Annotated in this window: 21 protein-coding genes and 2 tRNA genes; 10 read left to right on the top strand and 13 right to left on the bottom strand. The window is 62.3% G+C overall.

Translation table 11 applies throughout. The annotated features are described in order from the left end of the window. Positions 1-1431 carry an esterase-like activity of phytase family protein gene (locus tag AC097R_RS18150; RefSeq protein WP_479599621.1) on the bottom strand — a complete coding sequence of 477 codons (1431 nt, stop codon included), beginning with the start codon at positions 1429-1431 and terminating at the stop codon, positions 1-3. Between the two features lie 141 nt (positions 1432-1572). Here AC097R_RS18150 and rsmD point away from each other — a divergent pair, with 141 nt between their 5' ends. From rsmD to AC097R_RS18130, 4 genes are read left to right on the top strand one after another with little or no spacing between them, the layout of a single operon-like run. Beyond that, positions 1573-2205 carry a 16S rRNA (guanine(966)-N(2))-methyltransferase RsmD gene (gene rsmD / locus AC097R_RS18145; protein WP_479599620.1) on the top strand — a complete coding sequence of 211 codons (633 nt, stop codon included), beginning with the start codon at positions 1573-1575 and terminating at the stop codon, positions 2203-2205. 24 nt (positions 2206-2229) lie between these two features. After that, entirely contained in the window at positions 2230-2718 is a 489-nt protein-coding gene (gene coaD, locus AC097R_RS18140; protein WP_479599619.1) for a pantetheine-phosphate adenylyltransferase, read from the top strand. A gap of 15 nt (positions 2719-2733) precedes the next feature. Then, a complete protein-coding gene (locus AC097R_RS18135) occupies positions 2734-3180 on the top strand; it encodes a universal stress protein (RefSeq protein ID WP_479599618.1) in 447 nt (148 codons plus the stop codon). 38 nt (positions 3181-3218) lie between these two features. Further along, entirely contained in the window at positions 3219-3470 is a 252-nt protein-coding gene (locus tag AC097R_RS18130; protein WP_479599617.1) for a YfhL family 4Fe-4S dicluster ferredoxin, read from the top strand. Between the two features lie 3 nt (positions 3471-3473). On the opposite strand, the gene AC097R_RS18125 is transcribed toward AC097R_RS18130, so the two are convergent. From AC097R_RS18125 to AC097R_RS18090, 8 genes are all read right to left on the bottom strand, one after another. Then, positions 3474-3848, bottom strand: coding sequence for a hypothetical protein (locus AC097R_RS18125; protein WP_479599616.1), 375 nt, complete (start codon positions 3846-3848; stop codon positions 3474-3476). After that, positions 3845-4495, bottom strand: coding sequence for an aminoacyl-tRNA hydrolase (gene pth, locus AC097R_RS18120; RefSeq protein ID WP_479599615.1), 651 nt, complete (start codon positions 4493-4495; stop codon positions 3845-3847). Before pth ends, AC097R_RS18125 begins: the two co-directional genes overlap by 4 nt. 91 nt (positions 4496-4586) lie before the next feature. After that, positions 4587-5216, bottom strand: coding sequence for a 50S ribosomal protein L25/general stress protein Ctc (locus tag AC097R_RS18115; RefSeq protein WP_479599614.1), 630 nt, complete (start codon positions 5214-5216; stop codon positions 4587-4589). 98 nt (positions 5217-5314) lie between these two features. Continuing rightward, positions 5315-6289, bottom strand: a complete 975-nt coding sequence (locus tag AC097R_RS18110) for a ribose-phosphate pyrophosphokinase (RefSeq protein WP_479599613.1) — start codon at positions 6287-6289, stop codon at positions 5315-5317. 78 nt (positions 6290-6367) lie between these two features. Beyond that, a tRNA-Gln gene (locus AC097R_RS18105) sits at positions 6368-6444 on the bottom strand. 31 nt (positions 6445-6475) lie between these two features. Continuing rightward, positions 6476-7357: a 4-(cytidine 5'-diphospho)-2-C-methyl-D-erythritol kinase gene (gene ispE, locus AC097R_RS18100; protein WP_479599612.1), complete on the bottom strand. Its 882-nt coding sequence runs from the start codon at positions 7355-7357 to the stop codon at positions 6476-6478. A 36-nt stretch (positions 7358-7393) separates the two neighbouring features. Next, entirely contained in the window at positions 7394-7900 is a 507-nt protein-coding gene (locus AC097R_RS18095; RefSeq protein WP_479599611.1) for an outer membrane lipoprotein LolB, read from the bottom strand. Beyond that, positions 7897-9636, bottom strand: coding sequence for a tetratricopeptide repeat protein (locus AC097R_RS18090; protein ID WP_479599610.1), 1740 nt, complete (start codon positions 9634-9636; stop codon positions 7897-7899). The genes AC097R_RS18095 and AC097R_RS18090 overlap by 4 nt, the downstream gene beginning before the upstream one ends. Before the next feature lie 38 nt (positions 9637-9674). Here AC097R_RS18090 and mutM point away from each other — a divergent pair, with 38 nt between their 5' ends. From mutM to mutY, 3 genes are read left to right on the top strand one after another with little or no spacing between them, the layout of a single operon-like run. Further along, positions 9675-10490: a bifunctional DNA-formamidopyrimidine glycosylase/DNA-(apurinic or apyrimidinic site) lyase gene (gene mutM, locus AC097R_RS18085; protein WP_479599609.1), complete on the top strand. Its 816-nt coding sequence runs from the start codon at positions 9675-9677 to the stop codon at positions 10488-10490. Positions 10491-10544: 54 nt separating this feature from the next. Beyond that, complete coding sequence (locus tag AC097R_RS18080) at positions 10545-12518, top strand: dynamin family protein (protein WP_479599608.1); 1974 nt, start codon at positions 10545-10547, stop codon at positions 12516-12518. A 2-nt stretch (positions 12519-12520) separates the two neighbouring features. Then, positions 12521-13564, top strand: a complete 1044-nt coding sequence (mutY, locus tag AC097R_RS18075) for an A/G-specific adenine glycosylase (RefSeq protein ID WP_479599607.1) — start codon at positions 12521-12523, stop codon at positions 13562-13564. Here the strand turns inward: mutY and rapZ are convergent. Genes rapZ through AC097R_RS18060 form a run of 3 tightly spaced genes read right to left on the bottom strand, consistent with a single transcriptional unit; the run spans position 13556 to position 16980 of the window. Then, positions 13556-14431 (bottom strand): RNase adapter RapZ, encoded by an 876-nt coding sequence (rapZ, locus tag AC097R_RS18070; RefSeq protein WP_479599606.1) that lies wholly within the window; start codon positions 14429-14431, stop codon positions 13556-13558. The genes mutY and rapZ overlap by 9 nt on opposite strands. Then, a complete protein-coding gene (gene recN / locus AC097R_RS18065) occupies positions 14431-16080 on the bottom strand; it encodes a DNA repair protein RecN (protein ID WP_479599605.1) in 1650 nt (549 codons plus the stop codon). The genes rapZ and recN overlap by 1 nt, the downstream gene beginning before the upstream one ends. A 3-nt stretch (positions 16081-16083) precedes the next feature. After that, entirely contained in the window at positions 16084-16980 is an 897-nt protein-coding gene (locus AC097R_RS18060) for an NAD kinase (RefSeq protein ID WP_479599604.1), read from the bottom strand. A 39-nt stretch (positions 16981-17019) separates the two neighbouring features. Between AC097R_RS18060 and hrcA the strand changes: the two genes are divergently transcribed. After that, entirely contained in the window at positions 17020-18024 is a 1005-nt protein-coding gene (gene hrcA / locus AC097R_RS18055; RefSeq protein WP_479599603.1) for a heat-inducible transcriptional repressor HrcA, read from the top strand. Positions 18025-18115: 91 nt separating this feature from the next. On the opposite strand, the gene AC097R_RS18050 is transcribed toward hrcA, so the two are convergent. Further along, positions 18116-19186: a hypothetical protein gene (locus tag AC097R_RS18050; protein WP_479599602.1), complete on the bottom strand. Its 1071-nt coding sequence runs from the start codon at positions 19184-19186 to the stop codon at positions 18116-18118. Between the two features lie 177 nt (positions 19187-19363). On the opposite strand from AC097R_RS18050, the gene AC097R_RS18045 reads away from it, so the two are divergent. Continuing rightward, positions 19364-19440 (top strand) — tRNA-Ile (locus tag AC097R_RS18045). Between the two features lie 211 nt (positions 19441-19651). After that, positions 19652-21724 carry an AsmA family protein gene (locus tag AC097R_RS18040; protein WP_479599601.1) on the top strand — a complete coding sequence of 691 codons (2073 nt, stop codon included), beginning with the start codon at positions 19652-19654 and terminating at the stop codon, positions 21722-21724. Positions 21725-21745: the final 21 nt, after the last annotated feature.

The raw sequence follows: 21745 nt of genomic DNA, 5'->3' as shown, positions 1-21745 counted from the left end.
TCAGCCGCGGCGGTTGCGGCGGCGCGCCACGGCAGCAATCAGGCCCAGACCCGACAGCAGCATGGCGTAGGTTTCTGGCTCTGGCACGGGCGAAATGTTTTGCAGTTGCACGCGGGCCAGGTCCTGGTCAGTGAACGAGAACACATAGACCTTGTTGGTGCCCGCCACATTGGGCACAAAGTCGTTGTCGTTGGCCACATACAGCGTGTGCTTCTTCACGCCATTCACGGTGATGTCTTCGCCAAACGCCAGGCCTTCGAGCTTGGCTGGAATCTGGCCGGCGGGAATGCCCATGGCAATCAGCGCGGCACGCAGATCCAGGAACTGGGTCTTGGTGGGGGCAGCGGCCAGCAGGGCGGCTTCGCCGGTCAGGTTGGACACATCGCGTGCACCGGTCAGGTCCACGCGGTAGATGCCTTTCATTTTGGCATCGCTGCCATCGCCCAGGCCCTTGCCGTCGCGCTCAAGCACCAGAAACTCATGGTCGTTCACGGCCAGGATTTCGCTGCTGTTATAGGCCTTGCCCGCTACCAGGTTGTCATAGGCGTATTGGTGCGTGGCGCCCGTGGCCACGTCAATGGTGACGATGCGGTTGGCACGGCCGCCATCGCCGCCGTCTTGTGCCAGCGGGCTTTGCATGAAGCCCACCAGCGTTTTGCCGTCGGGTGTGATGGCCAGGCCTTCCATGCCCTTGTTGGTCACGCGCCCAGTGGGGTTGTTGGCGATCTCGGTCGCGCCGACGGGGCTGAGGTTGGCAATGGCGAAGGTCTTGGGCAACTCGTAGCTGCGCAGGCGCTGGCCCGTGGCGCGGTCAAACTGGTAGACGTAGGGGCCGTACTCGTCGGACACAAACACGCTCTTGCCATCGTTGGACACGCGCACGCCCTCGGGGTCCAGGCGGGCATTGTTCGGGTTGGTGGACAGGCCCGCGGCGTAGTTGTCCGAGCGGCCGCTAAAGTACTGCAGGCTTGCCGTGTTGTTGGCTGGAGTGACCGCGCCGTAGTTCAGCGGCGTGGTGCTGGACAGCAGGGTGGTTGCGGTCAGCGTGGGTGTCAGCGTGTAGGCCAGGGTGCGGCCGGCGATGGACGTCGTGTCCTGCGTGGCGCTGAGGTTCATGGTGATGGTGTGAAAGCGCGCGATGTAGGACGTGGTGTTGTCCAGGCCCGCATTCCAGCTGGTGGCGTTGGGACCGCGGTCGGGTGTGGCGATGAAGGTGTTGCCACCGGCCCAGGCCAGGCCGGAGCCCACGCCGCCCAGCAGGTTGGCGGCCACACCGTTTTCCAGCGTGCCGCCCAGGCCCGACAGGTCGGCAAACGAGCCGGCCGAACTGCCGTTCAGCGAGCCAATGGCGATGAGGTCAATCGAGGCGTGCGCGGCAGACGCGCCAAAGATGCTGGTCAGGGCCAGTGCAAGAACGTGTTTTTTTGTCATGGGGTGTCTCTCTCGGGTGGTTTCGGGTGATGGTGGCCAGCCCCGGATTTTTCCGGGCCAATATGTCAGTACGACTACAAACGGCGGTGCCAACGGCGCTGCGGCATAGTCCGTTCGGATGCGCTGCGTTAAGCTCAGCCCATGAAAGCCAAACCCTCTTCTTCCGCGCGCGATGCCACAGGCGCGCCCAAACGCCCCCCGCGCCCCCGCGCCATCCAGACCCACGAGATCCGCATCATTGGCGGGCTGTGGAAACGCACCAAGCTCAAGGTCGCCGACAAACCCGGCCTGCGCCCCACGCCCGACCGCGTGCGCGAGACCCTGTTCAACTGGCTCAACCAGGACCTGACAGGCCTGCGCTGCCTGGATGCCTTTGCCGGCACCGGTGTGCTGGGCTTCGAAGCCGCCTCGCGCGGGGCCAAAGACGTGCTGATCGTGGAGCAAGACAGTGCGCTGGTGGACCAGCTCAAGAAGACCCAGACCCAGTTGCAAGCCACGGCCGTGCATGTGCTGCGCGGTGATGGCGTATCCGCTATCCGCCAGGCCGCGCCGGGCAGTCTGGACGTGATCTTTATCGACCCGCCGTTTGAGGCTCCGCTGTTCGAGCCCGCGCTGGGCGCCTGTGCCCGCGCGCTGGCGCCGGACGGCTTGGTGTACCTGGAGTCGCCCACCAAGTGGACCGACGAGCTGCTGAGCCCCATGGGGCTGGTGGTGCACCGCCACCTGAAGGCTGGCGCGGTGCATGCCCATTTGCTGGCCCTGGCCGCCGCATAATTCCTTTATGTTTTTGGAGCGCCCATGAGCAAGTCCGTGATCGCTGTGTTCCCTGGCACCTTTGACCCCATCACCCTGGGTCACCAGGACCTCATACGCCGCTCGGCGCGCCTCTTTGGCATCGTCATCGTGGCCGTGGCCGCAGCCCACCACAAGAAGACGATGTTCACGCTGGACGAGCGGCTGGACGCCGTGCGCGAGGTGTTCCAGCCGATAGACAACGTGCGTGTGGAAAGCTTTACCGGCCTGGTGCGCGACTTTGCGGTGCTGCATGGCGCGGGGGTCATGGTGCGCGGTGTGCGTTCTGTCACCGACTTTGACTACGAAGCCCAACTGGCTGGCATGAACAAGGCGCTGGCGCCCGAGGTGGAAACCGTGTTTTTGACGCCCGACTCGCGTTTTCAGTTCATCTCGAGTACGCTGGTGCGCGAGATCGCCACACTCAAAGGGGACGTGACCCCGTTTGTGGCACCGGTGGTCCACACGCGTTTGATGGACAAGTTACGCCCCTAACCCGAGGAGGCTGCCATGAAGATTCTGCTGCCAGTCGATGGATCAGAGTTGTCACTGGAGGCGGTGCGCTACGCCTTGCGCCTGCGACAGGATGGGCTGCAGGTCTCCGCGCTGCTGGCCAATGTGCAGGAACCAGCCAGCCTGTACGAACTGCTGGTGGCCCACGACCCCGAGATGATTGACCGCGTGAGTGCCGAAGCCGGCATGGACGCCCTCTCCACCGCCATGGGCCTGCTGGACGCCGACGGCGTGGACTATGAGTGCGAGGTGGCCAAGGGCGACCCGGCACATACACTGATCGACATTTGCGAGCGCTTTGGCTGCGACATGATTGTCATGGGCGCCCGCGGTGCCAGCGCGACGCGCAGCGCCCTGCTGGGCTCGGTCTCCAACGAGGTGCTGCACGCCAGCGGGGTGCCCGTGGTCATCGTCAAACCCCCACAAGAGGAAGAGGGTTCCTAGGCCAGCGGCGATAATTGGGCCATGGAGCGTGAACTGCCGTGGCACTGTTAATTACCGACGAATGCATCAACTGCGATGTGTGCGAGCCCGAGTGCCCGAACGAGGCGATTTACCTGGGTGAGCAGATCTACGAAATCGACCCGCACAAGTGCACCGAGTGCGTAGGCCATTTCGACGAGCCCCAGTGCGTGCAGGTCTGTCCCGTGGCCTGCATCCCGATCAACCCGAATTTCATCGAAGACAAAGAGACGCTGTGGCAGAAGTACCGCCGCCTGCAGGGCGCGGTCTAGGCTTTACTTTTTGGGCTCTGGCGCACCCTTGGCGGTGAAGTACTCGGGTTCCTTGCTTTTCTTCTTGGCCGCGGTGGTCTTCTCTTTCGCTGGCTTGGTCTCGGCCTTGGCAGGCTTGTTTGCTGCTGCGGCTTGTGCGTCGTCCTTCAGGCGGGTTTTCTCCAGCTCTTTGGCCTGGGCTGCTTGTTCCCGCGTGGTCTTGTCCGCGGCGGCCCGCTGCGCTGCCGTGCGTTCGTCACCGGCCTGCAGGGCCACACCGCCCGGGCAGGGGATCTGGCTGTAGCTGGAGCCACATTTGTAGATCCTTTGACCCACAGCCCCCGTAGATATTGCGCTGGTAGCTATCAAAATGAGAGCGTATTTGAAGACTGAAGTCATGCGTCACTCCGAGGTGGTGGTTCTGCAGGGGCCACCACAGCCTCGGCCGGCGGCCGCGGTGGCTTGGGGCGTGGTGGTTTGCTGGTGTGGATCAGCATGGTGGCTTTGTCCATCTCGCCGGCCAGCAAGTGGGGCAGGGCCTTCATGGAGCGGTCTATGCACTGGTCGATCGCAATGCGGTGGTCCAACGACGGTTTCTTCAGCACCCAGTTCACCACCTCAGACTTCACGCCAGGGTGGCCCACGCCCAGGCGCAGGCGCCAATAGTCGCCTGTGCCCAGCTGGGCGTGGATGTCGCGCAGGCCGTTGTGGCCCGCGTGGCTGCCACCGAACTTGAGCTTCACCTCGCCCGGAACAATGTCCAGCTCGTCATGCGCGACCAGAATTTCCTCGGGCTGGATTTTGAAGAAGCGCGCCAGCGCTCCCACCGATTTGCCTGACACATTCATGAAGGTCTGGGGCTCCAGCAGCCAGACCGTGTTGCCCTGCACGGTGGTGCGGGCCATCAGGCCGTGGTAGCCCCGGTCCATGGACAGCGACACCTTCAGTTCGCGCGCCAGCGCATCGACCCACCAGAAGCCTGCGTTGTGGCGGGTGGCGTCGTATTCGGGGCCGGGGTTGCCCAGGCCAACAAACAGTTTGATCATCGGGAAAATTATGGCTTACAAAAAGCGGAGAGCCGAAAAGCAAACGGCCCACCGAAGTGGGCCGTTTGCAGCGAACGAGCGCGGGGCAGAATTACTTCTTGCCTTTGCCCTTGCCCTTGGCATCAGCAGCGGGGGCAGCAGGAGCGACTTCAGCCACTTCTTCCACCGGAGCCACCACGGCCACGATCACGGGGTTGGCCTTGCCGTGGGTGACCACGGTCACGCCCTTGGGCAGAGCCAGATCCGCTGCGTGCAGGGACTTGCCCTTCACCAGACCGGACAGGTCCACATCGATGAACTCAGGCAGATCGGCTGGCAGGCAAGCCACTTCCAGGTCGGTCACGACGTGGTTGATCAGGCAGGAGTCGGTCTTCACGGCAGGCGAGTTTTCTTCGCCGTTGAAGTGCAATGGCACCTTCATATGCAGCTTGGTGTTGGCTTCTACGCGTTGGAAGTCAATGTGCAGGATCAGTTGCTTGAAGGGGTGCATTTGCACGTTGCGCAACAGAACCTTGCTTTCCTTGCCAGCGAATTCCATGTCCAAGATGGAGGCGTGGAATGCTTCCTTCTTGATGGCGTGCCACAGAGCGTTGTGGTCCAGTTCGACCAACAGGGGCTCGGCGGAACCGCCGTAAACGATGCCGGGGGTACGGCCAGTAATGCGGAGACGGCGGCTCGCACCCGTGCCCTGCTTAGCGCGCTCAAAAGCGACAAATTTCATATCTAACTCCAGTGAGAGTCCACCGCGACCAGTGTGACTCCGATTTAAAAAGACGCCTGCCAACCCTGTGGGTCAGCGGCGTCGGCTTTTTGTCCCGATCAAACGCTGTCTTGATCCGAGAACAAACTCATGACCGACTCTCCGCGGGCGATGCGCTGGATGGTGTCTCCAATCAGCGGTGCCACGGACAATTGGCGAATCTTGGTGCACTGCGCGGCGGCAGCGCTCAAAGGGATGGTGTTGGTCACCACCACTTCGTCCAGCGCGTCGCCGCTGGAAATACGTTCAATGGCAGGGCCGGAGAAGATGGGGTGCGTGCAATACGCATAGACCTTCTTGGCGCCACGGGCCTTCAGCACCTCGGCGGCTTTCACCAGCGTGCCGGCGGTGTCGATCATGTCATCCATGATCACGCAGTTGCGGCCTTCGATCTCACCGATCACGTGCATCACTTCCGACACGTTGGCCTTGGGGCGGCGCTTGTCGATGATGGCCAGGTCGCAGTTCAGCTGCTTGGCCAGCGCACGGGCACGCACCACACCACCCACGTCGGGCGAGACCACGATCAGGTCTTCGTAATTCTTCTGGCGCAGATCGCCCAACAACACGGGGGACGCATAAATGTTGTCCACCGGGATGTCAAAAAAGCCCTGGATCTGGTCGGCATGCAAGTCCATGGTCAGCACGCGGGCCACGCCCACGGTCTGCAGCATGTTGGCCACCACCTTGGCCGTGATAGGCACGCGGCTGGAGCGGGGGCGGCGGTCTTGCCGGGCATATCCAAAATACGGAATCACTGCACTGATACGCTCGGCCGATGCGCGCTTGAGCGCATCCACCATGATCAGCAATTCCATCAAATTCTCGTTCGTGGGAGCGCAGGTGCTTTGCACCACGAACACATCACGCGCACGCACGTTCTGGTTGATCTCGACGGTGACTTCACCATCCGAGAAACGGCCCACCGTGGCGGCGCCCAGGGAGATGCCCAAGTGCTTGGCAATGTCAGCAGCCATGCCAGGATTGGCATTGCCAGTGAAAACCATGAAATCAGGGGGAGTGAAGGCCTGCATGTGGAATCCAGCGAAGAGAATTTGGGTTTATGTCGTCACTATGCGCATGCTGAAGCGGGACCGACCCGAACAGCAATTTGGCAGGGGAAGAAGGATTCGAACCTTCGCATGCTGGAATCAAAATCCAGTGCCTTAACCAACTTGGCGACTCCCCTACACAGGTTGACAGCGCAATGCTGCCCACCGCTAAACCTTGATTTTTCCGTCGCTGGCTGCCCACCCTAACAGGGGGTGAACATCCAAACTGCTGCACAACCTGACTTGAAACGCGCTGGGCGCGTCACTCACATCGATGTCGTGCTGCAAGTGCGCAAATACCGCGCTTCCAGAGCCTGTCATCCTGCCACTTAAACCCTTGTCATCGAGCCACTGAAGGGCTTGATTCATACCGGGGCACAGCTTCTGGGCAACGGCTTGCAAGTCGTTTCGGCCATAACTAAAGGGATTCCTCAAAGTCATTCCGAATGCGTCTGCAGCGAAGCCTGTGATTATAGCTGGTTCTGAATCGCGTTTCAACTCCGGGTCAGAAAAAATCAATTTAGTTTCGAGTCCCGCGTCCGGTTTGACCACCACCCAGCGCGAATCCGGCAGTGTCAGCGGCGTGATTTGTTCACCGATGCCCTCGACCCAGCCGTGGCGCCCGCTCAAGAAGAACGGCACATCCGCCCCCAGCGCCAGTCCAATAGTCGAGAGCTGTGGCACCGACAGTTTCAGGCCCCACAGGCGGTTCAGCGCCAGCAACGTAGAGGCCGCGTCGGACGAGCCGCCGCCCATGCCGGCCTGCGCGGGGATGGATTTGAGAACACCAATGTGCGCGCCCTGCGTGCAGCCTGTGGCTTGCTGCAGTGCTCGGGCTGCGCGTACGTTCAGGTCGTCGTCGGGCAGTGGCACGTTCAGGTCTTCCCGGCTGATCTGGCCGTCACTGCGCAGCGAGAAATGTAGGGTGTCGCACCAGTCAATCAGCATGAAGGCCGACTGCAGCAGGTGGTAGCCATCGTCCCGCCGCCCGGTGATGTGCAGAAACAGATTGAGCTTGGCGGGGGCGGGGATGTCGTAGAGCGACTGCATGGTGGGCAGAATTATCGGCGCAGGGGCAGCGCCTGCTCAGCGTTGCAGGATGATTTTCAGGTCCACCGCGGGCAGCTCTGCGGCCTTGCGTTGTGCGTTCAGCCGCCCTTCGGGCAGCTGGCTCAGGTCAACCTCCCAGCCCGCCGCAGCGGTAGGTGTGCCCTGCAACCAGTCAAACAGCGCGGCCACGGGCAATTCGGCGCCTGTAGCCTGCCGCACCAGTGCCTGCAGCGAATCAAAGGACTGGGGTTCGCCCGCGGTGGTGAGCTTGGCAACGCCCGGCGCCCATTGCATGAGCGCGAGTGTGCTGCCCAGCGGCGTGTGCAGCGACAGGCTGCCGACCTCGCCATTACCTTCCAGCGCAAAGTTGGACGCAAACGCCTGCACCGGCGTGGCGTAGACCTTGAGCGCCAGACGGCCTTCCCACCGGGTTTGGGATGAAAAGTCGGTCCTAGCCCCCGTCGTTGTTGCGCAAGCAGCTATGAAAAGTGTAGCAATGGACGGGATGAGCAGCAGGCCGAGTCGGCGCAGCAGCTCCCTCATGGCTTGGCACGCAGACGACGCACGGTTTCCTGCAGGGTTTCGTTGTCCTTCTGCTCCTGCAGTGCCTGGCCCCAAATGGTGTTGGCCTGGTCACGCTGGCCCAGGGACCACAGCACCTCGCCCAGGTGGGCCGCAATCTCGGCGTCCTGGCGGCTGGCGTAGGCCTGTTCCAGCAGGCGCTTGGCTTCAGCGGCGTTGCCGCTGCGGAACTCCACCCAGGCCAGACTGTCCACGATGAACGGGTCATTGGGCGCAAACTCCAGCGCCTTCTCGATCAGCTTGCGCGCCTCGGGCAGGCGCACATTGCGATCGGCCAACGAGTAGCCTAGCGCGTTGTAAGCGTGGTGGTAGTCGGGACTGGCGGCAATCACCTGGCGCAACAGCTTCTCCATGTCGTCCAGCTTGCCCAGTTTCTCGGCAATCATGGCCTGGTCGTACATCAGGTTGGTGTCGTCGGGGTACTGCTTGAGCGCTGTGGCCAGCACCTGGTAGGCGGCGTCCAACTGCTTGTGGTCGCGCAGCAGTTGCACTTCGGCAGAAATCTTGGCGCGTGCGTCCTCGGCCTGGGTTTCGGGTGCAGAGCGGATCAGGGCGCGGGCCTCGTCCATCTTGCCCTGGCCCGCCAAAATCATGGCGCGGCGGGTTCTTACCTTCAGGGCATCTTGCGGGCTGTTGATGCGCTGCAGGTAGGCGTTGGCCTCGTCCAGTTGGCCGCGTTGCTCGGCAATTTGGGCCAGTAGCAAATAGGCTTGCACCATGCCACGTGAGGTCTCGTTGCCATCGGCGGCGGGGGCTTCATTGGGCGCTACCAGTTGGGTGAAGCGCTTGAGCGAGCTTTCGGCCGCGCTGTTGTTGCGGTCCTGCAGTTCCAGCGAGCCACGCACCAGCCAGGCATCGGCAAAAGTGGGGGCCTGCGTGTTCAGGGTCTGCATCTGCACCAGCGCTTCGGAGTAACGCATGGTGTCTATCAAGCGGCGTGCATAGGCCATGCGCACCTCAGGCAGCGCTTGGCCCGCCAGGTAGCGCAGTACCAGGGCCTCGGCGCCGGGGGACTTGGCCTCCATCAGGTTCAGCGCCAGCACTGCGGGTTCCTCGGCGCGGGCATTCAGGGCAGAGCCGCGCTGGGCGGCTTCCATCCCGCCGGGCACACTGCCCGCGTTCAGGCGCAGCAGGCCCACCGCCGACCAGGCGGCGGGGCCGGTTTCGGGCGACGTGAGGTCGGCGGCCAGGGCCTGCTCGACGATGTTGGCGGCCAGCGGCTTGTCGGTCACGCGGCCGAAATAGCGCGGCAGCAGGTTGATCGCGGTGATGCGGTCCTTGCCCGTGGTGCCTGCCAGCTCTTTCTTGATCGGTTCCAGCGAATCGCTCACGCGGTTCAGGCCCAGCAGGATTTGCAGCACATAGCGGTTGGCCTCTTTCGAGGTCGGAAAGGCCCGTTGCCAGGCGCGTGCGGCGTCCAGCGCCGACTCGCCGCTGCGGGCGCCTATCGCCATTTCCACGGCGCGTTCGTACAGCTTGGCCGAGTTGGCCTTGCGCGCCGCATCGAGCATGCCGAGGTAGGCATCACCGATTTCGCCGTTGGTGGCGTAGATCTCGCTAAGTAACAGTTGGTAAAAAAGCTCGCGGTTCAGGTCGGAGTTTTTTGGCTCGTCGGGCTCGGCCGCAAAGGCGGGGCCGCACAGGCCGATGCAGGCCGCCAGCAGGGTCGTGGAGATGAGGCGTTTGGGGCTTGTCATCAGACCATAATAATCCAACATCATGAAGCTGAGGCCCCATGCCTGAATTGCCAGAAGTTGAAGTCACACGCCTGAGTTTTGCCGACCGCATTGCAGGCGCGCAGGTGCAGGCGGTGCACGTGGGCAAGCCCCTGCGCTGGCCGCTGCAGTGCGACCCCGACCACCTGGTAGGCCAGCGCGTACTGCAGGTGCGCCGCCGCGGCAAATACTTGCTGCTGGACCTGGATGGTGGCCTGCTGCTGGTGCATCTGGGCATGTCGGGCAGCGTGGCCTTTGGCGGGCGCATTGTGCCGCCCGGAGTACACGACCACTTTGACCTCGTCACCACCCGCGGCACCCTGCGTCTGAACGACCCGCGCCGCTTTGGTGCTGTGGTGTTTGCCGCGGGCGAGGCCGACCCGGTGGCGCACAAACTGCTGGGCCACCTGGGCATGGAGCCGCTGGACGGGGGCTTTGACTTGCTGGCTTTTCAACAAGGCATGGCGCAGCGCAAGGCACCCATCAAGCAGGTGCTGCTGGCGGGCGATGTGGTGGTGGGTGTGGGCAATATCTATGCGTCCGAAGCCCTGTTCTTGGCCCAGATCCGGCCCACCACGGCGTCCAGCAAGGTGAGCAAGCCACGGCTGAAAAAGCTGCACACCGCCATCCAGGATGTGCTGGCCCGCGCGGTGGCTAAGGGCGGTAGCACGCTGCGCGATTTTTCCAACGCCAAGGGCGAAAGCGGCTACTTCCAGTTGGAGGCCACGGTCTATGGCCGCGAAGGCCAGCCCTGCCGGGTCTGCACCACGCCAATCAAGGCGATTCGCCAGGGCCAGCGCTCTACGTTTTTCTGCCCGACTTGCCAAAAACCCTGAGGGGAGCAGCCGCTGGCGATGCTATATTGAACTATTCACGGGGGACTCCTGCTCTTGGCTACTTCATTTAACGATCAGTTTGACCAGCACGGCACGTGGCGGCGTGAGTTCGCATTGCGGCTGAAGCTGCTGGCCGAGTGGATGAAAGACCACGAGCTGCTGGACGCCGCGGTGGAAGAGCGCCTGCGCCGCCTGGAAGCGCAAGTGCGCTCCGACAAGGTGATGGTGGCCTTTGTGGCCGAGTTCTCGCGCGGCAAGTCCGAGATGATCAACGCCCTGTTTTTTGCAGGGTATGGCCGGCGCATCATGCCGGCCAGCGCAGGCCGCACCACCATGTGCCCCACCGAAATGGGCTATGACGCCGACGTGCCGCCCTGCCTGCGCCTGCTGCCGATCGAAACGCGCCTGCAGCCCCAGGCGCTGATGGAGTGGCGCATGGCGCCCGAGAAGTGGACCCGCATCGACCTCGATGTGAACAACCCCCAACAACTGGCCAAGGCCCTGGAAAAAGTGGCCGAGACCCGCAAGGTGACGCAGGACGAAGCCCGCGCCCTGGGCTTCTGGCACAACCAGGCGCCCGAAGATAACCCCATGGTCGATGCCCAGGGCATGGTGGAAGTGCCCAAGTGGCGCCACGCGCTCATTAACATCGCCCACCCGCTGCTCAAGCAGGGCTTGGTGATTCTGGACACGCCTGGACTCAACGCTATTGGCGCCGAACCCGAACTGACCGTGAGCCTGATTCCGCAGGCGCATGCGGTGGTGTTCATGCTGGGCGCTGACACCGGCGTGACCAAGTCTGACCTGGCCATTTGGCGCGAGCACCTGATCACCGAGTCCACCGACCCCGACGCGCGCCTGGTGGTGCTCAACAAGATTGACACGTTGTGGGATGCGCTGAGCACGCCCGCACAGATCCAGACCCAGATCGAACGCCAGAAGGCCAGCACTGCCGAAATCTTGGGCCTGCCCAAAGACAAGGTGATTGCGGTCTCCGCCCAAAAGGGCCTGGTGGCCAAGGTGACCGAGGACGACGAGCTGCTCAAGCGCAGCTGCCTGCCGGTGCTGGAAGACGTGCTGGGCCGCGGCATGATGGGCAAGCGCCAGAAGATTCTGGGTGCGGCCATGGCCGATGGCATCACCGGCCTGCGCGTTGAGACCGGCCGCGTCATCAACATCCGCAAGCGCGATTTGACCGAGCAGATGATGGAGCTGAAGGGCTTGCAGGGCAAGAACGCCACCGTCATCAAGCACATGCGCAACCGCATCTCGCAAGAGCAGGCCGAATTTGACCAGGGCGGCGCCAAGATCCACGCAGTGCGCTCGGTGCACCTGCGCTTGCTGCGCGAGGTGTTTGGCATTCTGGGCTCTGGCGCGCTGAAGAAAGAAATGGCGCAGCTGACCGACACGCTGATGCAAAAGGGCCTGAAGCTGGGCGTGAAGCGCGCGTACGGCGATACCTTTGACCGACTGCGCGGCAACCTGCAAAAAGTGCAAACCCTGTGCGCCGAAATCCAGTCCATGCTGGTGGCCAGCTTCAAGCTGCTCAACGGTGAATACGGCTTCTCGTTGCAGGCGCCCGGCGAGCCCGACATGGGCCGCTTCATGGCCGAGCTGGACACGATTGAACGCAACCACCTGCAGTACCTGGGCGTCGGCAATGCCTTCAAGCTGGCCCAGCCCGAGTTCTCAGACCGGCTGGTGCGTGCACTGTCCACCCGCCTGCGCTCGGTACACGAAAACGCGCTGGCCGATGTGGAGCTGTGGAGCAAATCGGCCGCCGCCCAGTTGGATGCGCAGTTGCGCGAACGCCGCCGCAACTTTGCCCGCCGCATTGAAGCCATCGACCGTATTTCGCAGGCCGCAGGCGGGCTGGACGACCGCATTGGCGAGATCGAGCAACAAGAAACCGCGCTGGACCAGCTGGATGCCAAGCTGTCCGAGCTGACCGCCTACCTGATTGCCGCCCAAGACGCTGCCAAGCTGTTGGCGGTGGCTGCTGCCGCAGCCGACGTCGCCGTCGCCTGAGCGTGGCTGCCAGCAACTTTGCCACGCAGGTGGTGGCGTGGCAGCGCCAGCATGGCCGCAATACGCTGCCCTGGCAAAACACCCAAGACCCTTACCGCGTGTGGTTGTCCGAGATCATGCTGCAGCAAACGCAGGTGGTCACCGTCATTGGCTACTTCGCCAAATTTCTGGAGCGCTGCCCCACGGTGGCTGATCTGGCTGCTGCCAGCAGCGACGAGGTCATGGGCCTGTGGAGCGGCCTGGGCTACTACAGCCGGGCGCGCAACCTGCACCGCTGCGCGCAGCTGGTGGTGGAGCTGCATGGTGGCCAGTTCCCGCGCGACGCCGCCACGTTGGCCACGCTACCGGGCATAGGCCGGTCTACCGCGGCGGCCATTGCCTCGCTGTGCTTTGGCGAGCGTGTGGCGATTCTGGATGCGAACGTGAAGCGCGTGGTCACCCGCGTGCTGGGCTTTGACGCGGACCTGGCGTCTTCTGCCAACGAGAAGCAGCTGTGGGATGCCGCCACCGGCCTGCTGCCCGCCGCCCAACATGCGGCGGCCGACATGCCGCGCTACACGCAGGGCATGATGGATCTGGGTGCCACCGTGTGCAGCCCCAAAAAACCCAGCTGCCTGCTCTGCCCCGTGCTGAGCCACTGCGCCGCCGCCAAGGCGGGCGACCCCGAGCGCTACCCCGTGCGCACCCGCAAGCTCAAGCGCAGCAGCCAAAGCCTGTGGCTGTTGTGGGTGCAGCGGGCGGATGGTGCGGTGTGGCTGGCCAAGCGACCCACGCCCGGTGTGTGGGCGGGGCTGCAATGCTTTCCGCTGTTTGACAGCGAAGATGCCTTGCGGGCGGCGCTACCAGCGCAGACGGCCAAGGGTGTGGAGATGTTGCCAGTATTCACCCATGTACTCACGCACAAAGACCTATTTATGCATGCAGCCCGCGTAGACATTGCGCTAGCAGCTATGGATTTAGGAGCGGGCGCCTGGTTCTTGCCGGCGGAGTGGGCCGCGGCGGGCCTGCCCGCGCCAGTGCGCAAGCTGCTGGAAAAATCAGCCTAGACCGGACTGAAGTGCGTCCATCTCGCGGTGGCGCTTGAGCGTGCTCCGCGTGCCGCCAAAGCGTTTGGCCAGCTGCTCCACGAGATAGACCGAGCGATGTTGCCCGCCGGTGCAGCCAATGGCCACGGTCACGTAGCTGCGGTGGTCGCGCACCAGGGCGTCCAGCCAGCTCTCCAGAAACTGGCTGATGTGGTTCAGCATCAGGTCCACATCGGCCTGCGCTTGCAGGAAGTCGATCACCGGCTGGTCGCGCCCGGTCAGGTGCTTCAGCTCGGGGTTGTAGTGGGGGTTGGGCAGCATGCGCACGTCGAACATATAGTCCGCATCCGTCGGCACACCGCGCTTGAAGGCAAATGACTCAAACACCAGCGTGAGCTGCCCGCCGGGGGAGGCGATCAGCTCTTTGACGTAACCCTGCAACTGCGACGGCCGGATGATGCTGGAGTCGATCACATGGGCCTGCTCGCGCAGGTCGGCCAGCAGCTCGCGCTCCAGCTCGATCGCGTCGACCAGGGCACGGCGCTCGTCGCCCGCCGCTTCGACTTTGGACAGTGGGTGCTTGCGCCGTGTCTCGGAATAGCGGCGCACCAGCGTGTCGGTGGTGGCGTCCAGAAACAGCGACTTCACCACCACGCCCAGCTGGCGCAGGGCCTGCAGCTGCTGCGGCACCAGGGGCAGGGACGTGGCGCTGCGCACATCCATGGCGATGGCTACGCGCTGGGCCTGGTGCTTTTGCTCCAGCTCGACAAAGGGCAGCAGCAGCTCGGGCGGCAGGTTGTCCACGCAGTAAAAGCCTGCGTCTTCCAGCGCGTTCAGCGCCACCGATTTGCCGGAGCCGGACATGCCGGTGATCAGCACGATCTCCATTACAGCCCCGCCTGCAGCATTTCCTTGGCATGGGCCAGGGTGGTGCTGGAGAGTTTTTCGCCACCCAGCATGCGGGCAATCTCGCCCACGCGCTGTTCGCCGTGCACGGCCGCCACGGTGCTCAGCGTGGCCTTGCCCTGCAGGGTTTTGGAGACGACCAGGTGGTGGTCCGCGCAGGCGGCCACCTGGGGCAGGTGGGTGACAGCCAACACCTGGCGGTCGGTGCCCAGCTGCTGCATGAGGCGGCCCACGGTCTCGGCCACGGCGCCGCCCACCCCGGAATCCACCTCGTCAAAAATCAGCGTTTGCGCGGTCCCCAGCTGGCTGGTGGTGACCGCAATGGCCAGCGCCATGCGCGACAGCTCGCCGCCGGATGCTACCTTGCCCACGGGGCGCGGCGTGCTGCCGGCGTGGCCCGCGGCCAGAAACTGCACGTCTTCCAGCCCGCTCTGCTGCGGCTGGGCCAGCGGCTCCAGCGCTACCTGAAACTGCCCGCCCTGCATGCCCAGCCCTTGCATGGCCTGGGTGATGCTTTGGGCCAGCAGCGGCGCGGCCTTGGCGCGTTGTTTGGAAATGCTCTTGGCCTCGGCCAAGTAGGCGGCTTGGGCTTTGCGCGCGGCGGCTTGCAGGCCTTCCAGGTCGGCGGCAGCGTCCAGCGCGGTCAGCTCGGTCTTCCACGCGGCCAGCACGTCCACCAGCTCTTCGGGCGGGCGCTTGTAGCGTCGCGCCAGGCTGACCCATAGCGCCATGCGCTGGTCCAGCTCGGCCAAGCGGTCGGGGTCGAGCTCGGTGCGGCGGGCGTAGCTGCGCAGGGTGTGTACTGCGTCTTCCACCTGCGCCAGGCTGGAGGTCAGCGCCTCCACGGGGTCTTTGAATTCGGCTTCCAGATGCGCCTGGGCCTGCAGCAGCTGCAGCGCGGCGTGCAGCGGGCGCAGGGCACTGCTGTCGTCGTCTTCAAGCAGGTTGACGGCGCCTTCAGCCGCGTCCAGCAGGGCCTGGCCGTTGGACAGGCGGCTGTGGCTGGTGTTGAGCTCGTCCCACTCGTGGGGCTGGGGCGCCAGCTTGTCCACCTCGCCAATTTGCCAGGCCAGGCGTTCGCGTTCGCGCTGCAAGGAGTCTTGCGCTTCGGTGGCCTGGGCCAGCGCGGCTTGGGCGTGGCGCCAGGCAGCCCACAGCTGGCTTAGCGTGGCGGTGCTCACCTTGGCGTAGGCGTCCAGCAGGCCGCGCACGGCCTCGGGGCGGGTCAGGCTTTGCCAGGCGTGCTGGCCGTGGATGTCCAGCAGTTGTTCGCCAATGGCGCGCAGCTGCTGGGCGGTGGCAGGGCTGCCATTTACCCAGGCGCGGCTTTTGCCCTGCGTGTCTACCGTGCGGCGCAGCAGCAGGGTGTCGCCGCCTTCAAAGCCGGCGTCATCCAATATGGCTTGTACGCCGGGGGCCGTCTCGAATTCGGCGGACACATCGGTGCGCGCCGCGCCCTCGCGGATCACGCCGGTGTCGGCGCGTGCGCCGGTGACCAGCTGCAGCGCGTCAATCAGGATGGACTTGCCCGCGCCGGTTTCGCCGGTCAGCACCGAGAAGCCGGACTCCAGGTCCAACTCCAGTTCGCTGACGATGACAAAGTCACGCAGGACGATTCGCTTCAAGGCCATGGTTCAGGCCACTCCTTCATTCCAGTGCATTTTCTGGCGCAGGGTGTCAAAGTAGGTCCAGCCCTTGGGGTGCAAAAAGCGCACCCGGTGCTCCGACAGCGTCACCTCGATGCGGTCGCCGTGCATCAGGCTGGCCAGACTCTGCATGTCAAAGTTGGCGCTGGCATCGCGTCCTGCTACGATTTCGATAGCTATCCGCGCAGTGTTGGAGAGGACAATCGGCCTGTTTGACAATGTATGGGGGGCAATCGGCACCATCACCCAGCCGGGAATGGCGGGGTGCAACAGCGGCCCGCCGGCCGACATGGAGTAGGCCGTGGAGCCCGTGGGCGTGGCGATGATCAGGCCGTCGGCCCGCTGGTTGGACACAAAGTTGCCATCCACCTCCACGCGCAACTCCACCATGCCGGATGTCGCGCCGCGGTTCACCACCACATCGTTCATCGCCAGCGCCGAGAACACACAGTGCCCGTCGCGCATCACGCGGGCGTGCATCAGGCTGCGGTCGTCCAGCTCGTAGTGGCCGGCCAGCATGGGCAAGAGGGTGGTTTTGTATTGCTCGAAGCGGATGTCGGTGATGAAGCCCAGCCGCCCCTGGTTGATACCGATCAGCGGCACCTTGTACTGCGCCAGCTGGCGGCCTATGCCCAGCATGGTGCCGTCTCCGCCCACCACCAGCGCCAGGTCGCAGCTGGCGCCAATGCCGGCCACGTCCATGGTGGTGTAGCCCGTCAGATCGGTGTTGGCGGCGGTGTTGGCCTCGATGACGATTTCACAGCCCTGGTCCATCAGGAAATGGGCGATCTCGTCCAGCGACTCGCGCGATGAGGCACCGACGGCGCGGGCCCCCGTGGATTGGTACTTGCCAATGAGCGCGACCTGTCGGAATTTGGACAACATCCGCAAATTAGACACTAAATAGATCACTAGAATGGACCGATGCTCGATGATCGTTCCAAGTTGTTGCTGAAAGCGCTCGTAGAGCGTTACATCGCCGATGGACAGCCCGTTGGCAGCCGCACTTTGTCCAAGGCCTCAGGCCTGGAACTCTCGCCCGCCACCATCCGCAACGTCATGTCGGACCTGGAAGAGCTGGGCCTCATCGTTAGCCCCCACACATCGGCCGGGCGCATTCCCACGGCGCGCGGCTACCGCCTGTTTGTGGACACCATGCTCACCGTGCAGCCCGGCCAGTTCCAGGCGCACAGCCTGGCGCCAGACCAGCCGCAGCGCGTTATCTCCAACGCGGCGAACCTGCTGTCCAACCTGTCGCAGTTTGTGGGCGTGGTCATCTCACCGCGCCGCACGTCCGCCTTTCGCCACATCGAGTTTTTGCGCCTGTCGGAGAAGCGCCTGCTGGTCATCATCGTCTCGCCCGATGGCGATGTGCAAAACCGCGTCATCTACACCGAGGTGGACTACGCCCAAAGCCAGCTGGTGGAGGGCGCCAACTTCTTGAACACCCACTACGCCGGGCTGGAGATTGAAGAGGTGCGCAAGCGCCTGCAAAACGAGGTGGACAGCCTGCGCGGCGAGATCGCCACGCTGATGCAGGCCGCCGTGCACGCCAGCTCCGAGGCCATCAATGAGTCGCAGGACGAAGTGGTGATTTCGGGCGAACGCAATCTGTTGTCGGTGTCTGACTTTTCCAGCGACATGGGCCACCTGCGCCGCGCGTTTGACCTGTTTGAACAAAAAGCCCAGCTCATGCGCCTGCTGGACGTGACCGGCCAGGCCGAAGGTGTGCGCATCTTCATTGGCGGCGAGAGCCAGGTGGTGCCGTTTGAAGACCTGTCCATCGTCAGCAGCCCCTACGAGGTGGACGGCAAGGTGGTGGGCACGCTGGGCGTCATCGGTCCCACGCGCATGGCCTACGACCGCATGATCCAGATCGTGGACATCACCTCCAAGCTGGTGAGCAACGCGCTGAGCCACCACAAATAGAAATGGTTGCGTGGAATGCGGTCGATGTTGAATACCTGTAAGTCAGCGTACTCTCAAGTTAGACCAATCTGATCGTTTGTTCATGAACTTCTCACGCCTTCATGGCTTTAACCATATTGGTTAATTGTTCAAGCCCGTCAAAAGTGGATGGGAGTTTTTCGTCACTTGACACGATTCCGGAAAAAATGACGTTCTCAAACTTTGAGAGGGCATCGCCGTTGCTTTTTTTCAGCTTCTCTGAATAGTCTCCGTAGCTTTGAATGAAGCGGCAGAGTGTCTTTCGAAGTTCGATTTGGAGCAATTGCGATCTTGCCGCCTCAGAGTTGCGCAACACGATTTTGAAGAAATAGATTAATAGGACCGTAAACGAGAGTGCAGGAATAGCACCTGCAATGAGGCCCCATTTCAGTTCTTCAAGTCGGTCAAAGTTGGAATAAAAAATTGCCAACTCAATTATCAGAGGGAGTAGTGCAAATGATCCAAATATGACAAGCCACTTTCGTAGCGAGTTGATTTCATTAACTTTTGCTTTGGACAGATCATCAAAACCTTGATGTAAGCCTACAAAGTTGAACCCCGTCGTATATTGGCGCAATGAATCTTCGAGTTGCTTTGCTGCGCCCTCTTGAAGAGCCAACTTTTTGTCCCAGTCGGTTACTTGTGCACTGATTCTTTGAGAAAATTTTTCCAAACTCTGAAGATTCTGGAGAACGTCGCTTCCCAGCAAGTGTTTGGTTATGGCAATAGGCATTTCCTGCCTTGCAAAGTCGATGTCCTGGCGCACGCTTTGTGAAAACTTATCGCGATTCTCCAGAACATAAGTTTGGAAACGGCGAAGCTCCATGGAAAGAGCATTCTTAATAGATAGATCGAATTCGACTAAGAATCTGTACAGGCACCCAAGAAATTCATCAATCAACTCTTGGGTCGTCTCTCCGGAAACGACTTTCGAAAGTAGAGCCTGAAGGTGATTGCCTATCCAAGAGATATTCACTTGGCATTGTTCATCGAATTGCTGTGCATTGGAAAGAACGATCGCCAGTACTTCATTTAGGCGAGCATTTCTTGGGTTCGCCTCTCCACCATCGAAGACTCGTAGCTTCGACATCAGAAGCTCCATATCAGTCCTGATATCCGAATTTTGGAAAAAAGTGACGCTCATTTTTTGTCTCCCCCGTGTTTGTATTTGACACATACAAGTGTTCAAAAAGCTTGGAATGCATTTTTAGTCTGTATGCCAGATCAATTGTAGGAACTCATCGGATGGTGCAGTGAAGATGCGTCCCTTGACCGCATCTCAGATATCACTCCGGCGCCCGCTACAATTCCCGGTTCGGTTGGGGCGTTAGCTCAGTTGGTTAGAGCAGAGGACTCATAATCCTTTGGTCCACGGTTCAAGTCCGTGACGCCCTACCATTCAATGAATGCATCAAGCCCGTAGTTCGCAAGAACTGCGGGCTTTTTCGTTGGCGTGTTCCATCTCAAATGTAGAGTTCAGTTTCTTGTCGTCCATGCGCCTCACTGCCATGTCTATTCCTGATTGGTATGCGGATGTAAGCGGCCTGCGGCACCACCTAACGCGCCTCTAGAATGGACTTTTCCGGTTTAACTTGGATCAGGGATTTTCATGAAAATGCTTCGTTTGGTCGGTATCGGCGTGGCCGCGCTGTTGGGTGTGTTGGTGTTGGCTGTGGGCGTGCTCTACGCCCTGTTTGACGGCGACAAGATCAAGGCCGAGATCAGCCGCACGGTGCTGGAACAAAAGCAGCGCACGCTGGTGATTGCGGGCCAGCCCAAGCTCTCCATCTGGCCCAACGTGGGCATTCAGCTGAACGGCGTGACGCTGTCCGAGCATGCCAGCAAGACCGAATTTGCCGCTCTGGATTCGGCCCGCATCTCGGTGGCGCTGATGCCGCTGCTGAGCAAGCAGGTGCAAGTGAGCGCGCTGGAGGTGGATGGCCTGAAGCTCACGCTGGTGAAGAAGAAAGACGGCACGCTGAACATTGCCGACCTGCTGGGCGAGCCCGCCGTGCCGGAGGTTGGCAAGCCCGCAGAACCCGCCAAGCCTGCCGAGCCCCTGCAGATTGATATTTCCAGCATCCGCATTGCCAACGCCCAGCTCACCTGGCGCGATGAGAAGGCGGGCACCAGCGCCACGCTGTCGAACCTCAGCCTGTCCACTGGCCAGGTGCTTGCTGACACGGGCAAGAAGACCGCCGCCGTGGACAAACTCAGCCTGTCGGCCAAAGGCCAGAGTGGCACCGATGCCTTTGCGCTGACGCTGGACGCGCCCAAGCTGAGCCTGTCGCCCGAGAAATCGGGTGGCGAGGCCATCACGCTGTCTGCCACGCTGCAGGGTGCGGACCGCAATGCAGTGTTGAACCTGGTGTTGAACGGCGTGGAGGGCAATGCCGATGCGTTGAAGATTGCCAGCCTGGCGCTGAAGCTGGATGCTAAGGCGGGCGACGCGGCCATCAAGGGCCAGCTCAGCTCCCCCGTCGCGGTGAACGTGGCCGGGCAAAGCGTGGTGCTGGCCAAGCTGGCTGGTGGCCTGGACGTGGTGCACCCCGGCATGCCCATGAAGAGCCTGACCCTGCCCATCAGCGGCAGCCTGAAGGTGGACGCGCTGCAGCAGACTGCGGCGCTGGAACTGGCCACACAGTTTGACGAATCCAAAATCATGACCAGCGTGAAGGTGGCCAAGTTTGCACCGCTGGTGCTGGCGTTTGACCTGGACGTGGACAAGCTCAACGTGGATAAATACCTGCCACCCAAGCCCGCTGCCACCACGGCACCTGCCAAAGAAGCTGCTGCGGCCAAAGAGGCGCCCATCGACCTGAGCGCGCTCAAGGGCCATACGGTGAATGGCGCCATCCGCATTGGCGCGCTGCAGGTGTCCAACCTGAAGCTGGAGAAGATCAACGCCAAGCTGGCGCTGGCCGGTGGCAAGCTGGATGTGGCGCCCTTGTCGCTGAACCTGTACGAGGGCAGCACCAGCGGCAGCCTGTCGGTCAACGCCAATGGCAATGCAGTGGCCATCAAGCAGGCCCTGGTGGGCGTGAGCATCAACCCGCTGATGAAAGACTTGGTGGCCAAGGACCTGCTGGAAGGCAAGGGCAATGTGACGCTGGATATCACCACCCAGGGCAGCACGGTCACGGCGATGAAGAAGGCGTTGGGCGGCAGCGCGTCGCTGGCGCTGAAAGACGGTGCCATCAAAGGCATCAACCTGGCGCAAAGCCTGCGCGACCTGAAAGCCAAGCTGGGCCAGGCCGACAGCACGCAGGCCGCCAATGCCAACCAGAAGACTGATTTTTCGGAGTTGACCGGCTCCTTCAAGATCGCCAACGGCGTGGCGCACAACGACGACTTGGCGATGAAGTCCCCCTTCATCCGCCTGGGCGGCGCGGGCGACATTGATGTGGGCGCAGGCCAGATGAACTACGTGGCCAAGGCCACAGTGGTGGCCAGCGGCGAAGGGCAGGGTGGCAAAGACCTGGGCCAGCTAAAGGGCCTGACCGTGCCCGTGCGCGTCAGCGGACCGTTTGAAGCCCTGAGCTACAAGATCGAATACGGCGCCATGCTGGAGGACGCCACCAAGGCCAAGGTGGAAGAGAAGAAGCAGGAGATCAAGACCAAGGCCGAAGAGGCCGTGAAGGACAAGGCCAAGGACTTGTTCAAGGGCTTGCTGGGCAAGTAAGCTGCCCGCTGGATTGCGCAG

The organism is Rhodoferax sp. ZS1R25, from assembly GCF_056521335.1.
The sequence above is the reverse complement of the archived record's forward strand: the minus strand, read 5'-3'. Positions and strand labels throughout refer to the sequence as shown.

Bases quoted from the DNA above. Each gene is read 5' to 3' on its own strand.
- ispE (WP_479599612.1), bottom strand. From the start codon at position 7,357: ATGCAGTCGCTCTACGACATCCCCGCCCCCGCCAAGCTCAATCTGTTT.
- AC097R_RS18125 (WP_479599616.1), bottom strand. From the start codon at position 3,848: ATGACTTCAGTCTTCAAATACGCTCTCATTTTGATAGCTACCAGCGCA.
- rsmD (WP_479599620.1), top strand. From the start codon at position 1,573: ATGAAAGCCAAACCCTCTTCTTCCGCGCGCGATGCCACAGGCGCGCCC.
- AC097R_RS18040 (WP_479599601.1), top strand. From the start codon at position 19,652: ATGAAAATGCTTCGTTTGGTCGGTATCGGCGTGGCCGCGCTGTTGGGT.
- hrcA (WP_479599603.1), top strand. From the start codon at position 17,020: ATGCTCGATGATCGTTCCAAGTTGTTGCTGAAAGCGCTCGTAGAGCGT.
- AC097R_RS18050 (WP_479599602.1), bottom strand. From the start codon at position 19,186: ATGAGCGTCACTTTTTTCCAAAATTCGGATATCAGGACTGATATGGAG.
- AC097R_RS18135 (WP_479599618.1), top strand. From the start codon at position 2,734: ATGAAGATTCTGCTGCCAGTCGATGGATCAGAGTTGTCACTGGAGGCG.
- recN (WP_479599605.1), bottom strand. From the start codon at position 16,080: ATGGCCTTGAAGCGAATCGTCCTGCGTGACTTTGTCATCGTCAGCGAA.
- mutM (WP_479599609.1), top strand. From the start codon at position 9,675: ATGCCTGAATTGCCAGAAGTTGAAGTCACACGCCTGAGTTTTGCCGAC.
- pth (WP_479599615.1), bottom strand. From the start codon at position 4,495: ATGATCAAACTGTTTGTTGGCCTGGGCAACCCCGGCCCCGAATACGAC.
- AC097R_RS18150 (WP_479599621.1), bottom strand. From the start codon at position 1,431: ATGACAAAAAAACACGTTCTTGCACTGGCCCTGACCAGCATCTTTGGC.
- AC097R_RS18110 (WP_479599613.1), bottom strand. From the start codon at position 6,289: ATGCAGGCCTTCACTCCCCCTGATTTCATGGTTTTCACTGGCAATGCC.
- coaD (WP_479599619.1), top strand. From the start codon at position 2,230: ATGAGCAAGTCCGTGATCGCTGTGTTCCCTGGCACCTTTGACCCCATC.
- AC097R_RS18095 (WP_479599611.1), bottom strand. From the start codon at position 7,900: ATGAGGGAGCTGCTGCGCCGACTCGGCCTGCTGCTCATCCCGTCCATT.
- AC097R_RS18060 (WP_479599604.1), bottom strand. From the start codon at position 16,980: ATGTTGTCCAAATTCCGACAGGTCGCGCTCATTGGCAAGTACCAATCC.
- AC097R_RS18090 (WP_479599610.1), bottom strand. From the start codon at position 9,636: ATGACAAGCCCCAAACGCCTCATCTCCACGACCCTGCTGGCGGCCTGC.
- rapZ (WP_479599606.1), bottom strand. From the start codon at position 14,431: ATGGAGATCGTGCTGATCACCGGCATGTCCGGCTCCGGCAAATCGGTG.
- AC097R_RS18115 (WP_479599614.1), bottom strand. From the start codon at position 5,216: ATGAAATTTGTCGCTTTTGAGCGCGCTAAGCAGGGCACGGGTGCGAGC.